This window comes from Nocardiopsis sp. LDBS1602 (assembly GCF_035818715.1).
GTDB lineage: Bacteria > Actinomycetota > Actinomycetes > Streptosporangiales > Streptosporangiaceae > Nocardiopsis > Nocardiopsis alba.
This window is the reverse complement of the sequence record NZ_JAYLVW010000004.1, coordinates 142,690-156,110: the sequence shown is the minus strand read 5'-3', so window position 1 is coordinate 156,110 and position 13,421 is coordinate 142,690. Positions and strand designations below refer to the sequence as shown.

The window sequence follows — 13,421 nt, the reverse complement described above, 5'->3', positions numbered from 1 at the left end:
ATCGGCTCCGATCCCGTACGACGCGTCCCTTCGGGGGCGCGTTCGTCGTTTCCGCGACCTTCTCCACGGTGTCCGTCCGGTGGTGAGGCAACGATTCGGTGTGTTTGCGTAGCGGACTAAGTGCGGACCGTTACGATACGGAGGACTGGATACATACCGTGTCGGAACGGCTACCCGAGGTCGCTCCGCGCGCACACGCCCGCCACGGCGCCTCTGAGGACGTGACATGCCGAACAACCTTGCATTTCTCGGCCGGGACATGGCCGTCGACCTTGGTACCGCCAACACACTGGTGTACGTGCGCGGCCGCGGGATCGTCCTGAACGAGCCGTCAGTGGTCGCGCTCAACACCTCGACCGGCAAGATCGTGGCGGTGGGTATCGATGCCAAGCAGATGATCGGGCGCACACCCACCAACATCACCGCGATCCGCCCACTGAAGGACGGCGTCATCGCCGACTTCGAGGTCACCGAGCGGATGCTCCGCTACTTCATCCAGAAGATCCACCGGCGTCGGCACTTCGCCAAACCCCGGATCATCGTCGCGGTGCCCAGCGGCATCACCTCCGTCGAGCACCGCGCCGTCAAGGAGGCCGGCTACCAGGCCGGGGCCCGCCGGGTCTACATCATCGAGGAGCCCATGGCCGCCGCGATCGGCGCCGGGCTGCCCGTCCACGAACCCACCGGCAACATGGTCGTCGACATCGGCGGCGGCACCACCGAGGTGGCCGTCATCTCCATGGGCGGCATCGTCACCTCGCAGTCCATCCGGGTGGGCGGGGACGAACTCGACCAGGCGATCATGACCTTCATCAAGAAGGAGTACTCCCTGATGATCGGGGAGCGCACCGCCGAGGAGATCAAGGTGGCCATCGGATCCGCCTACCCCACGGGGGCGGAGGAGCTCCACGCCGAGGTGCGCGGCCGCGACCTCATCAGCGGTCTGCCCAAGACCATCGTCATGTCCGAATCGGACGTGCGCCAGGCCATCGAGGAGCCGGTCACCGCGATCATCGACGCGGTCCGCACCAGCCTCGACAAGTGCCCGCCCGAACTGTCCGGGGACATCATGGACCGGGGGGTCGCCGTCACCGGCGGCGGGGCCCTGCTGCGCGGACTCGACGAGCGTCTCCTGCACGAGACCGGGATGCCCATCCACGTCGCCGAGAACGCGCTCGACTCGGTCGCCGTCGGCTCCGGGACGTGCGTGGAGAACTACGAGCGTCTCCACCAGGTCCTCGTTCCGGAACGGCGGCGTTGACATGCTCCGCGACTCCTCACGGTCCCGCGTGCTGTTCGCCGTGCTGGTCGCGGCGGCCCTGGTCCTCATGGTCCTGGACTCCCGACCGGGGAACGACGCGGTGACCTCGCTGGCCAGGGCCGGCGGAGAAATCGCCTTCGTGCCGGCCTCGGCCGGGGTGGGCGTGTTCGCCGAGCCCGCCGGCCGTTTCTACGACGGGCTGCGCAAGAGCCACGAGAGCGCCGCGCGCATCGCCGAGCTGGAGACGGCCAACGCCGAACTGCGGGCCGAGCTCGACTCCACCCGGATCGACGAACACCGCTCCGAGCAGCTCGACGAGCTGCTGCACCTGTCGGGCCTCGGGGGCTACGAGATCGTTCCGGCCCAGTCCGTCACCCGCACCACCGCCCACGGCTACGCCCACACCGCGACCCTGGACGCCGGAACCGAATCCGGTATCCGCAAGGACATGACCGTGCTCAACGGCTCCGGTCTGGTCGGTCGGATCGTCGAGGCGGGGCCGCGCACCTCCACCGTCAAGCTCGCCACCGACGTGAACTCCTCGGTCGGAGCCCGGCTGGAGGGGACCCGCAAGATCGGCTCGATCACCGGCGGCAGCGTCCTCGGCGGTCCGGAGGCCGACATGACCCTGGAGCTCTTCGACATGGAGGCCCCGATCGAGAAGGGGGACCGGGTGGTCACCCTCGGCTCGCACGAGGGGGCGCCCTTCGTTCCCGGGGTCCCGATCGGGACCGTGGACGACGTCCAGGTGGCGCCCGGAGCGCTCAGCCGGATCGCCCGGATCACCCCCGCGGTGGACTTCGCCGCGCTGGACATGGTGGGCGTGGTCGTCAAGGGACCGGCGGAGGACCCGCGCGACTCCGTCCTGCCGCCCAAGCCCGACCCGAAGGGGGACCAGTGAGGGCTCTGGTAACGCTGTTCCTGGTGACCGTCACGGTGCTCGTCCAGGCCACGGTCGTCAATCGGCTCCCCTTCGAGTGGGGGCCCGGCCCCGACCTGGTCCTGGCGGCCGTGGTCGCGGTCGCCCTGACCACCGGGCCCGCCGCGGCCGCCGCGTGCGGTTTCGCGGCGGGTCTGGCCATGGACGTCCTGCCGCCGGCCGAGCACCCCATGGGGCGTTACACCCTGGTGCTCTGCGTGGCGGCCTACCTGATCTCGCTGCTGCACTCCAACGCCGGTCTGGGCGGGGGGAGCGGGGCCCGGGTCTCGCGCTGGGCGGCCGTCGGCGTCACCGCCGTCGCCTCCGTGGGCGTGGGCCTGGGGTACGCCCTCGTCGGGATGATCATGGGGGACGCGCACATCACGGTGTCCGCGGTGGCCTCCAACGTCGGTATCGGCACGCTGCTGACCACCCTGTTCGGGCCGCTGGTCCTGTTGCCGATCCTGTGGGCGCGCACGCTCCTGGCGGAGGACGAGTACGCCACGATCCAGGGTCCGACCTCCGTGGGCGGGTGGTGACCTCATGCGAAGACTGCCGGTCGACCCCGCCGTACCGCGCCGCAGGCTCGGTCGGCTCGGTCTGATCCTCGCCCAGTTCCTGGTCCTGTCCCTGTTCGCGGTCCTGATCGGTCGGCTGTGGTATCTCCAGGTGCCCATGGCCGACCACTACCGTGAGCTGGCCGTGGCCAACCATCACCAGGAGTTGGTCGTCCCCGCCACCCGCGGCCAGATCCTGGACGCGGCCGGACGCCCCCTGGTCAACAACCGCACCGAGCTCATCGTCTCGGCCGACTACCACGAGTTGCAGAGGATGGACGACGGCGGGGAGAAGGTCCTGAGCGACCTCTCCGAGGTGCTCGACATCCCCCTGGAGAAACTCCAGCAGCGTATGCGGCTGTGCGGCCCCGAGGTGGAGCGTCCCTGCTGGCCCGGATCGCCCTATCAGCCCGTCACCCTCGCCGAGGACGTCGAGGGGCCCCTCGCGCTCCAGATCATGGAGAAGTCCGACGACTTCCCGGGGATCACCGCGCAGGCGCACGCCGTGCGCGAGTACCCCCAGGGCGAGCACGCGGGCCAGATGCTCGGCTACCTCCAACCGGTGACCCAGGAGGAGCTGGACGCCAGGGAGGAGCTGCGCACCGGCTTCACCGGGGTCGACCAGGTGGGTCGTGACGGTCTGGAGGCCGTCTACGACAAGGAGCTGCGCGGTACCCCGGGTCTGCGCACGCTGGGGGTGAACAACCACGGCGAGGTCATGGACGTGATCTCCGAGGAGCTCCCCGTGGCCGGTCGCCACCTCATCACCCACATGGACATCGAGGTGCAGAAGGCCGCGGAGAAGGCGCTCGCCGAGGGTATGGCCGGAGCCCGCCCCAAGTACAAGGCGGACTCGGGCGCGGCCGTCGTCCTGGACGTCACCAACGGCGGCGTGGTCGCCATGGCGAGCATGCCCACCTACGATCCGAGCATCTGGCAGGGCGGCATCGACCAGAAGACCTTCGACGAGATGCTCAGCGAGGAGGCCGGCGAGCCCCTGCTCTCTCGAGCGGTCCAGGGCACCTACCCGCCCGGCTCCACCTTCAAGGTGTCGTCGCTGTCGGCCGCGGTCGAGAACGGGTACTCCCTGCGCAGCACCTACGCCTGTCCCGGGTCGGTCACCCTGGCCGGCCAGAGCTACGAGAACTACGCGGGCGCGGGGCAGGGCAGCATCACCCTCAAGCAGGCCATCGTCGCCTCCTGTAACACCGTCTTCTACAACTTCGGTTACCAGATGTGGCTCAAGGACGGCGGCCTGCACCCCGACGGAGACCCGGACGAGGCCATGGCCGAGATGGCCCGCGGTTACGGCTTCGGTTCGCCGACCGGCGTGGACCTGCCCTACGAGACCGGGGGGCGCATCCCCGACCGTGAGTGGAAGCGCACCTTCTGGGAGGAGACCCGGGAGGCCAACTGCGCCCGCGCCGAGGACGGCTATCCGGACATCGCCGAGAGCAACCCGTCCCACGCGGCCTACCTCAAACAGCTCGCGCACGAGCACTGTGTGGAGGGCTTCGAGTGGCGGGCGAACGAGGCCGTCAACTTCGCGATCGGCCAGGGCGACGTGCTGGTCAGTCCGTTGCAGTTGGCCTCCGCCTACGCGGCCATCGCCAACGGCGGCACCCTGTACGAGCCCCGCGTGGCCAAGGCCCTGGTCTCCGCGGACGGTTCGCGGGTCGAACCCATCGAGCCGACCGTCAAGCAGGAGGTCCCGGTCAGCGACGAGACCATCCGTTACCTCCAGGAGGCCCTGACCGAGGTGACCCGCTCCGGTACCGGTGGCGGCGCCTTCGGCGACTTCCCGCAGGACCAGGTGGCCGTCGCCGGCAAGACCGGTAGCGCCGACGCCGAGCAGCGACAGGTCTCGTCCTGGTTCGCCTCCTACGCGCCCGCCGACGATCCGCGGTACGCGGTCGTCGTGCTGGTCTCGCAGGGTGGTACCGGTGGTGAGACGGCCGCGCCCATCGCCAGCAACATCTACAAGGCCATCTATGGGCTCGGGGGCGGTAAGGAGCTGCTGCCCGGCGGTAAGCCGTACTCCGACCTGCCCACCGTCCGCACGGACGGTTCCATCGATCCCCTGGAGCGATGATGAACATCCACATGGGCATGCCCCGGAACCAGGGCTCCGGGTTCGGGCGCACCGCGGCCACCGCGGCGGGCAGCGTCCGGCGCCTGGATTGGATCCTGATCGTCTCGGTGCTCGTCCTGGGCTGTATCGGGGCGCTCCTGGTCTGGTCGGCGACCCTGCCGGGGGACGGCGGCGACCCCAGGGACACGATCGACGCGCTCATCCGCCACCTGGCGCACCTGGGCGTGGCCTCGGTGGTGTGCCTGGTGGTGGCGAGCCTCGACTATCGGACGGTCCGCGCCTACGCCCCGATCGTCTACGGGGTGACGGTCGTCTGCCTGATCCTGGTGCTCACGCCCTTGGGCGCGGTCATCAACGGATCGCGCGGATGGATCGTGATCGCCGGCTTCCAGTTCCAGCCCAGTGAGCTGGCCAAGGTGGGCTTGATCCTGCTCCTGGCCACACTGCTGGGGGAACCCCGAGACGGCGAGACGCGGCCGATGACCCGCGACGTGCTCCTGTGCCTGCTGGCCGTGGCGGTCCCGCTCGGGCTCGTCATGCTCCAGCCCGACCTGGGCACCACCCTGGTGCTGTGCGCGATCTTCCTGGGCATGCTCACCCTGTCCGGCGCCCCGGTGGTGTGGGTGGCCGGCATGCTGGCCACCGGGGCCTTCGGGGCGTTCATGGTGTGGTGGCTCGACCTGTTGGAGCCCTACCAGGTGGACCGCATCGCCACCCTGATGGACCCCGCGGCCGACCCGCAGGGCGCGGGGTACAACTCGGCCCAGGCGCTCATCGCGGTGGGGTCGGGCGGCTTCGACGGCACCGGGCTGTTCCAGGGGGAGCAGACCCACGGCCGGTTCGTGCCCGAGCAGCACACCGACTTCATCTTCACGGTGGCCGGAGAGGAACTCGGCTTCGTCGGGGCCGGGGCGATCATCGTCCTCTTCGCCGTGGTGATCTGGCGGATCCTGCGGGTGGCCCGGGAGTGCGACACGCCCTATCCGCGCCTGCTGTGCGTGGGGGTGGCCACCTGGTTCGGCTTCCAGGCCTTCATCAACATCGGGATGGGCCTGGGGATCCTCCCGGTGACCGGTCTGCCGCTGCCGTTCGTCTCCTACGGCGGTACCGCCATCCTCGCCAACATGCTCGCCCTGGGGCTGGTGCTGGGGGTCGACTCCCGGGACCGCGGCTTCGAGTGAGGTCGGCTCCGGGGCCCGAACGAGCCCCGGAGCACGCGGTCCAGGGGAGTGGTCCTTCGAGAGCGGTTAGCCTGGTGACATCGTGCGCCCGTGCACCCGGCCCGGAACGCACCGCTCGGGCGTCAGCCCCGGCCAGACACGTTGTCCGCCGATCGAAGGCCCACACCATGTCCGTCGAAAGTCTCTTCCCGCGCCTCGAACCCCTGTTGACCCAGGTGGGAAAGCCGATCCAGTACGTGGGCGGTGAGCTCAACTCCGTGGTCAAGGACTGGGACGAGGCGACGGTGCGCTGGGCGCTCATGTACCCCGACGCCTACGAGGTGGGCGTGCCCAACCAGGGGGTGCAGATCCTCTACGAGGTCCTCAACGAACGCGAGGGCGTTCTGGCCGAGCGGACCTACGCCGTCTGGCCGGACCTGGAGCGGTTGATGCGCGAGCACGGCGTCCCGCACTTCACGGTGGACGCCCACCGGCCGATCCGCGCCTTCGACGTGCTGGGTCTGAGCTTCGCCAGCGAGATGGGCTACACCAACATGCTCACCGCGCTGGACCTGGCGGGCATCCCTCGTCGCTCGGCCGACCGGACCGAGGAGGATCCGATCGTGCTCGCGGGCGGCCACTCGGCCTTCAACCCCGAGCCCATCGCCGACTTCCTGGACGCCGTCGTCCTGGGGGACGGCGAGGAGATCTCCATCGCCATCACCGAGATCATCCGCGAGTTCAAGGAGGAGGGCGAGCCCGGGGGCCGTGACGGGCTGCTCCTGCGCCTGGCCGCCACCGGCGGGGTGTACATCCCCCGTTTCTACGACGTCTCCTACCACGAGGACGGGCGGATCGCCGCCTACGTCCCCAACCGCGACGGGGTGCCGAACACGGTCCAGAAGCACACCGTCATGGACCTGGATCAGTGGCCCTACCCCAAGAGCCCGATCGTCCCGACGGCCGAGTCCGTGCACGAACGCTACAGCGTGGAGATCTTCCGCGGCTGCACCCGCGGCTGCCGCTTCTGCCAGGCCGGGATGATCACCCGCCCGGTCCGCGAGCGCAACCAGGAGACCGTGCAGAAGATGGTGGAGGAGGGCGTGCGCAACTCCGGCTTCCAGGAGGTCGGGCTGCTCTCGCTCTCCAGCGCGGACCACAGCGAGATCGGCGATATCGCCAAGAACCTCGCCGACACCTACGAGGGGACCAACACCGGTCTGTCGCTGCCCTCGACCCGGGTCGACGCCTTCAACATCGACCTCGCCAACGAGCTGACCCGTAACGGTCGCCGCTCCGGTCTGACCTTCGCGCCCGAGGGCGGCAGCGAGCGGATGCGTCGGGTGATCAACAAGATGGTCACCGAGGAGGACCTCATCCGTACCGTCACCGCCGCCTACGCGGCGGGGTGGCGGCAGGTGAAGCTGTACTTCATGTGCGGCCTGCCCACGGAGGAGGACGAGGACGTCCTGGCCATCGCCGACCTGGCCACCGAGGTCATCCGCACCGGCCGTGAGGTGACCGGTCGCAAGGACATCCGCTGCACCGTCTCGATCGGCGGGTTCGTCCCCAAGCCGCAGACCCCGTTCCAGTGGGCCGGACAGACCTCGCACGAGGACGTCGACGCCCGGCTGCGCAAGCTCCGGGACCGTCTGCGCGGGGACCGCAAGTACGGGAAGTCCATCGGTCTGCGCTACCACGAGGGGCGCCCCTCCATCATCGAGGGACTGCTGTCCCGAGGGGACCGTCGGGTCTCCCGGGTCGTGGAGGAGGCCTGGAACGCGGGCGGTCGCTTCGACGGCTGGAGCGAGCACTTCTCCTACGACCGCTGGATGAAGGCGGCCGAGGAGGGGCTGGCGGGAACCGGAGTGGACGTGGACTGGTACACCACCCGCGAGCGTTCCGAGGAGGAGGTCCTGCCCTGGGACCACCTGGACGCCGGTCTCGACCGCTCCTGGCTGTGGCAGGACTGGCAGGACTCTCTGCACGGCGAGGAGTCGTTGGAGATCGACGACTGCCGCTGGAACCCCTGCTATGACTGCGGTGTCTGCCCCACCATGGGGACAGAGATCCAGATCAACGACGACGCCGGGGGACGGCCGATGCTCCCCCTGTCCGTGATCTGACCCGTTCGATCGCCCACGGGCGCGTGGAGAGCCTCTCCGCGCGCCCGTGGTGTGTCCGAGGGGCGTGGGGGAGAGGCGGAGGGGTACGGGGCGACGCTCGGGCGTTCCTCGATGGGGAGGGTCCGAGTGGGGGTGTGGGACGAGGGGCCGGACATGACGAGATCCGGGCCTCGGGTGCCCTGGGAGAAAAAGGAGTAAAATGCGCGCGCCGGGTGCTCTTCGCTCTCATGGGGGAGCCGCCCGGGGAGAAGGTGTACGGCCCGGCGCCCCGCTCGCGCCGGGCCGTACGTGAAGTAAGACTCGCGGGTGCGGTGGGCGGTTGCCATGGGTTGCGGATTTTCTTTGGATTTTTTTCCGCGACCCCCGTGTTCTGGTGGTGAACACCGCTCCGAGCCCCTCTTGGACCCGGTCGGGACTTTTCGATCGGGGGTCGGCGGGGGAGATATCGGTAAGCGCGGTCCTGCCGGCGCGGGTGCACCACGGCGCACCGTACGCTGAACAGGACGAGGAACAGCCCCTTCGGGTCGCCGACCACCGGCCCATACGCAGGGGGACACGAGGAAAGGAGTTGAGCTGCCCCCCGTAAACGAGGGCACCACCTCACCCTCCAACACCAAACCCGGCCAACGGCTTCGCGTCCGCTACGCCAAACGCGGACGCATGCGTTTCGCGAGCCATCGTGACATCGCCCGGGCACTGGAGAGAGCCCTGCGCAGGGCCTCCGTACCCGTGGCGTTCTCCGCCGGCTTCTCACCGCACCCCAAGATCTCCTACACCGGTGCGGCCCCCACAGGGGTCGCCAGCGAGGCGGAGTATCTTGAGCTCACCCTCGCCGAGGGCCGCCGACCCGAACAGGTCAGGGACGCGATCGACGCGGCCATGCCCGAGGGCATCGACGTCGTCGAGGTCGTCGAGGCCCGTATCCCGGGTCTGGCCGATCGCCTCCAGGCCTCCCTGTGGCAGGTGAGGATGGACGGTGTCGACCCCGACGAGGCCACCCGAGCGGTGGACGCCTACCTGGCCACCGACAGTGTCGAAGTGGAACGGGTGACGAAGAAGGGTCGACGCCGGTTCGACACCCGCCCGGCCGTTCTCGACATCGACGTGAGCGGTGGGACCTCTGGGCGCGTCCCAGGGGAGCGACACGCGACATATGCCATACTTCGAATGGTCGTACGGCACACGACACCTGCTGTGCGACCGGACGACGTGCTGACCGGCCTTCGTCGACTGGCCGACCTCGCGCCGCCGTCATCTCCCATGATGACCCGGCTGGCGCAGGGGCCACTGGACGAGGTGACAGGTGCGATCGCCGACCCGTTCGACGCGGACCGGACCGAGGCTCCCACCAACGAGAGCACCGGGTCCGCGAACGATGAGACGAACGATCGACGCACCCGCGCACCACGGCCGTCACCGCCCATGACGGGCCCACGCCGATGAGTGGTCTTACGGCGGGGGACATGGGCGGAACCACAGGACTCTGCCCCGGCGGCACCCAGGTGCCGTCGGCGCTGACACAGCGACGACAGCTCTCGTGAGCCGCGCCGCGGGCCGTAAGGTCGCGGTGTGCCCGAGGGCTCTGACGGGAGACCGCCCGGATGCTCGACAACGAGCCCAACAACGGTGCCGAAGGCGCCGTGGGTACAACTGAAACAACCGAGAAGAAGGCGGCGACGCCCTCCAAGGGGGACGGCGGGGTCCGGGTCACCACACCCGCGCCCGCCAAGGGCGCTCGCCGCGCGGCGGGACCGCCCCCGGAACCGGACGAGGTCTTCACCCCGCCGGCCGCCCCGGTGACCACCCTCGCCGGCTCCGGTGAGGTGGGTACGGTCAAGACCTCGGTCCGGACCTCCACCTCGCGTAAGCGCACCGTGCGCGCCGCGGGTCGCCCCGAGGAGATCTCCGAGGCGGCGGCGGGAGGCCGCGCGTCCCGGGAGAAGGGACGCGTCGACTCGCGCGCCGCCGAGCCCGACGAAGGGTCGCGCAAGACCCGGGTCGAGGCGACCGAGGAGAAGGAGAACAGCGGCCGGAGCCGCTCTCGTTCCAGGACGCGCACCCGTGCGACCAAGAGCGTGGAGACCCCCGCGCCCGAGCCGGTCGAGGCCGAGGAGGACGAGACCACCCCCACCGCCGAGGCGGCGGGCGCGCTCTTCACCCCTCCCGGAGGCATGCTCTTCCAGCCCCCCGTGGCGCAGGAGAGCGCTCCGACCCGACCCCGCAAGGAGGTCGAGCCCGAACCCGAGCAGGTGGAGGAGCCCGAGGAGACCGAGCGGGCCTCCGCCGCCGAGGAGACCGGCGCCGAGGAGCGTCCCGGGCGTCGTCGGCGCCGTCGGGGCGGTCGTGGACGCGGCCGTTCGCGCGGCGCCGAGGAGAGCACCGAGGACGAGGAGCGCGGCGACGCCTCCGGCGAGACCGACACGGCCAAAGGCCGTGACAAGGACGACCGGTCCGCCTCCGAGACCGACACGGCCGACGACGAGGGTTCCGAGGACTCCGAGGACACCTCCGAGGACGGTTCGGAGCGCGGTAGCAGCCGTCGCCGCCGTCGTCGGCGGCGACGTTCCGGCTCCGGTGGCGAGACCGCCGTGGACGACCCGCCCAACACCGTGGTCAAGGTGCGCGAGCCGCGCCAGGAGCGTCCCATCGAGGACGAGGTCCAGGCGGTCCGCGGCTCCACCCGTCTGGAGGCCAAGAAGCAGCGCCGCCGCGAGGGGCGTGAGCAGGGACGCCGTCGCGCCCCGATCGTGACCGAGTCGGAGTTCCTGGCCCGCCGCGAGGCGGTCAAGCGCGACCTGGTGGTCCGTCGGACCGGCGACCGTACCCAGATCGCGGTCCTGGAGGACGACGTCCTCGTCGAGCACTACGTCGACCGGGCCACCCACCGTTCCTACGTGGGCAACGTGTACCTGGGTCGCGTGCAGAACGTGCTGCCGTCGATGGAGGCCGCCTTCGTCGACATCGGCAAGGGCCGTAACGCCGTGCTGTACGCCGGCGAGGTCAACTGGGACTCCTTCGGTCTGGAGGGCCAGCCCAAGCGCATCGAGTCGGTGCTCAAGTCCGGTCAGTCCGTCCTGGTGCAGGTCACCAAGGACCCGATCGGCCACAAGGGCGCCCGTCTGACCAGCCAGATCAGCCTGCCCGGCCGCTACCTGGTGTACGTGCCCGGCGGTTCGATGACCGGGATCAGCCGTAAGCTCCCCGACAAGGAGCGCGCCCGCCTCAAGCAGATCCTCAAGAAGGTGATGCCCTCCGGCGCCGGCGTGATCGTGCGGACCGCGGCCGAGGGCGCCAGCGAGGAGGAGCTGGAGCGCGACATCACGCGTCTGGCCAAGCAGTGGGACTCCATCAAGCGCAAGTCCAAGTCGGCCGGCGCCCCGTCCCTGCTCAACAGCGAGCCCGACCTGACCGTCCGTGTCGTCCGCGACGTCTTCAACGAGGACTTCTCCAGCCTGGTCGTCTCCGGTGACGAGGCCTGGACCACCGTCCACGAGTACGTCGACTACGTGGCGCCCAACCTCTCCGAGCGGCTGTCGCACTGGACCGAGGACCGTGACGTCTTCGCGGCCTACCGGATCGACGAGCAGATCAACAAGGCGCTCGAGCGCAAGGTGTGGCTGCCCAGCGGTGGTTCGCTGATCATCGACCGCACCGAGGCCATGACCGTGGTCGACGTCAACACCGGTAAGTTCACCGGCCAGGGCGGCAACCTGGAGGAGACGGTCACCAAGAACAACCTGGAGGCGGCCGAGGAGATCGTCCGTCAGCTCCGGTTGCGCGACATCGGCGGCATCATCGTCATCGACTTCATCGACATGGTGCTGGAGTCCAACCGCGACCTGGTGCTGCGCCGGATGTTGGAGTGCCTGTCCCGGGACCGGACCAAGCACCAGGTGGCCGAGGTCACCTCGTTGGGCCTGGTCCAGATGACCCGTAAGCGGGTCGGACAGGGGCTGCTGGAGGCCTTCTCGCACACCTGTGACCACTGCAACGGTCGAGGCCTGCTGCTCTCCACCGAACCGGTGGAGAACAAGGGCGGCGGCAACGGCGGTCGCAAGAAGAAGAAGGGCAAGGGCGAGGCCGACCAGGCCTCCGACAAGGCCGAGAAGACGGACAGGACCGAGAAGGTCGAGGAGCCCGTCGAGGACATGGCCGTCGCCGTGGAGACCGACGAGGCGCCCGCCGCGGACGAGGGACGCTCGGAGAAGGCCGACAAGCCCGCCAAGCGCACCCGGAGCCGTAAGGCCGCCGAGAAGGCCGACAAGTCCGACAAGGACGCCGAGCGGGTCGAGGAGACCGCGGAGACGGCCGCTCCCGAGGGAACGGACGACACCGAGGTCGCGGCGGAGGCCCCCGCCAAGAAGACCCGTAAGCGCGCCTCCAGGGCGAAGAAGACCGAGGCGACCTCCCACGAGCCCACCGAGGCCGTGACGGAGCCCACCGAGGAGAAGGAGGCCGCCGAGGCCCCCTCCGAGGAGGAGGCCCCGGTCAAGAGGACCCGCCGGCGCACCACCACCCGCAAGACCGCCAAGGTCGACGCCGGTGAGGGTGAGCGGGCGACGGTGGAGGACGACTCGGACGCCTCCACCACACGGACGACCGCCGACGGTGACGCCGAGAGCGCCACCGAACGGCCCAAGCGCCGCCGTACGCGGCGGACCAGGACCGCGGTGTCCTCGCCCTCGGGCGAGACCACGGTCGACGCGGGCTGATACGGGCGGGACGACATCTGGTCCGGATCGGTGACGAACCGGTCCGGACCAGAGCATCTGTGCGGGCCTGTGTCGGGGCGATGGTAATCTGATGGACGGTGCGTCGGCGCGCCTCGAATGTTCGCGCGCCCCGAGACCGCAGTGCTCTCCATCAAGGTGGGTTTGTTTCCCTCAGATCCCCGCGCCCCGCTACAGGCGATTTGTGGATCGTGGCATCACGGTCCTGAGTGAGCGCATTATTCGTTGAGCGAGCAGGAAGAGAGTTCACCGGTGTACGCGATCGTGCGAGCGGGCGGCCGACAGGAAAAGGTGTCTGTCGATGACGTCCTGAACATCGACAAGGTCTCCGACGAGACCGGTGCCACCATCACGTGGCAGCCGATCCTGGTGGTCGATGGTGACAACGTCATCAGCGAGGCGGACAAGCTGAGCGGTTACACGGTCACCGCCGAGGTCCTCGGCGAGACCAAGGGCCCCAAGATCAACATCATGAAGTACAAGAACAAGACCGGTTACAAGAAGCGCCAGGGGCACCGCCAGAAGCACACCCAGGTGCGCGTCACCGGCATCGCGGCGAAGTAGGAGGCCTGGACA

Annotated in this window: 9 protein-coding genes; all 9 read left to right on the top strand. The window is 69.5% G+C overall.

Going from position 1 to position 13,421, the window contains the following annotated elements:
* The first annotated feature begins 226 nt into the window (after positions 1 to 226).
* Positions 227 to 1,261, top strand: coding sequence for a rod shape-determining protein (locus U9J66_RS15885; protein WP_014913012.1), 1,035 nt, complete (start codon positions 227 to 229; stop codon positions 1,259 to 1,261).
* Position 1,262: 1 nt separating this feature from the next.
* Positions 1,263 to 2,162: a rod shape-determining protein MreC gene (gene mreC / locus U9J66_RS15880; RefSeq protein ID WP_017533776.1), complete on the top strand. Its 900-nt coding sequence runs from the start codon at positions 1,263 to 1,265 to the stop codon at positions 2,160 to 2,162.
* Positions 2,159 to 2,719, top strand: a complete 561-nt coding sequence (mreD, locus tag U9J66_RS15875) for a rod shape-determining protein MreD (RefSeq protein WP_161110357.1) — start codon at positions 2,159 to 2,161, stop codon at positions 2,717 to 2,719. The genes mreC and mreD overlap by 4 nt, the downstream gene beginning before the upstream one ends.
* Before the next feature lie 4 nt (positions 2,720 to 2,723).
* Complete coding sequence (mrdA, locus tag U9J66_RS15870) at positions 2,724 to 4,829, top strand: penicillin-binding protein 2 (RefSeq protein WP_014912752.1); 2,106 nt, start codon at positions 2,724 to 2,726, stop codon at positions 4,827 to 4,829.
* The gene (gene rodA / locus U9J66_RS15865; protein ID WP_017533778.1) at positions 4,829 to 6,010 is read left to right on the top strand and encodes a rod shape-determining protein RodA; all 1,182 of its coding nucleotides are present in this window, start codon (positions 4,829 to 4,831) and stop codon (positions 6,008 to 6,010) included. The genes mrdA and rodA overlap by 1 nt, the downstream gene beginning before the upstream one ends.
* 167 nt (positions 6,011 to 6,177) lie before the next feature.
* Entirely contained in the window at positions 6,178 to 8,115 is a 1,938-nt protein-coding gene (locus U9J66_RS15860) for a TIGR03960 family B12-binding radical SAM protein (protein ID WP_014911927.1), read from the top strand.
* Positions 8,116 to 8,775: 660 nt separating this feature from the next.
* Positions 8,776 to 9,558 (top strand): TIGR03936 family radical SAM-associated protein, encoded by a 783-nt coding sequence (locus tag U9J66_RS15855; RefSeq protein ID WP_326338048.1) that lies wholly within the window; start codon positions 8,776 to 8,778, stop codon positions 9,556 to 9,558.
* Positions 9,559 to 9,716: 158 nt separating this feature from the next.
* Complete coding sequence (locus U9J66_RS15850; RefSeq protein WP_326338047.1) at positions 9,717 to 12,827, top strand: Rne/Rng family ribonuclease; 3,111 nt, start codon at positions 9,717 to 9,719, stop codon at positions 12,825 to 12,827.
* A 270-nt stretch (positions 12,828 to 13,097) separates the two neighbouring features.
* The gene (gene rplU / locus U9J66_RS15845; RefSeq protein WP_014909257.1) at positions 13,098 to 13,409 is read left to right on the top strand and encodes a 50S ribosomal protein L21; all 312 of its coding nucleotides are present in this window, start codon (positions 13,098 to 13,100) and stop codon (positions 13,407 to 13,409) included.
* Positions 13,410 to 13,421: the final 12 nt, after the last annotated feature.

Bases quoted from the DNA above. Each gene is read 5' to 3' on its own strand.
- U9J66_RS15885 (WP_014913012.1), top strand. From the start codon at position 227: ATGCCGAACAACCTTGCATTTCTCGGCCGGGACATGGCCGTCGACCTT.
- mreC (WP_017533776.1), top strand. From the start codon at position 1,263: ATGCTCCGCGACTCCTCACGGTCCCGCGTGCTGTTCGCCGTGCTGGTC.
- mrdA (WP_014912752.1), top strand. From the start codon at position 2,724: ATGCGAAGACTGCCGGTCGACCCCGCCGTACCGCGCCGCAGGCTCGGT.
- rodA (WP_017533778.1), top strand. From the start codon at position 4,829: ATGAACATCCACATGGGCATGCCCCGGAACCAGGGCTCCGGGTTCGGG.
- U9J66_RS15860 (WP_014911927.1), top strand. From the start codon at position 6,178: ATGTCCGTCGAAAGTCTCTTCCCGCGCCTCGAACCCCTGTTGACCCAG.
- U9J66_RS15855 (WP_326338048.1), top strand. From the start codon at position 8,776: ATGCGTTTCGCGAGCCATCGTGACATCGCCCGGGCACTGGAGAGAGCC.
- U9J66_RS15850 (WP_326338047.1), top strand. From the start codon at position 9,717: ATGCTCGACAACGAGCCCAACAACGGTGCCGAAGGCGCCGTGGGTACA.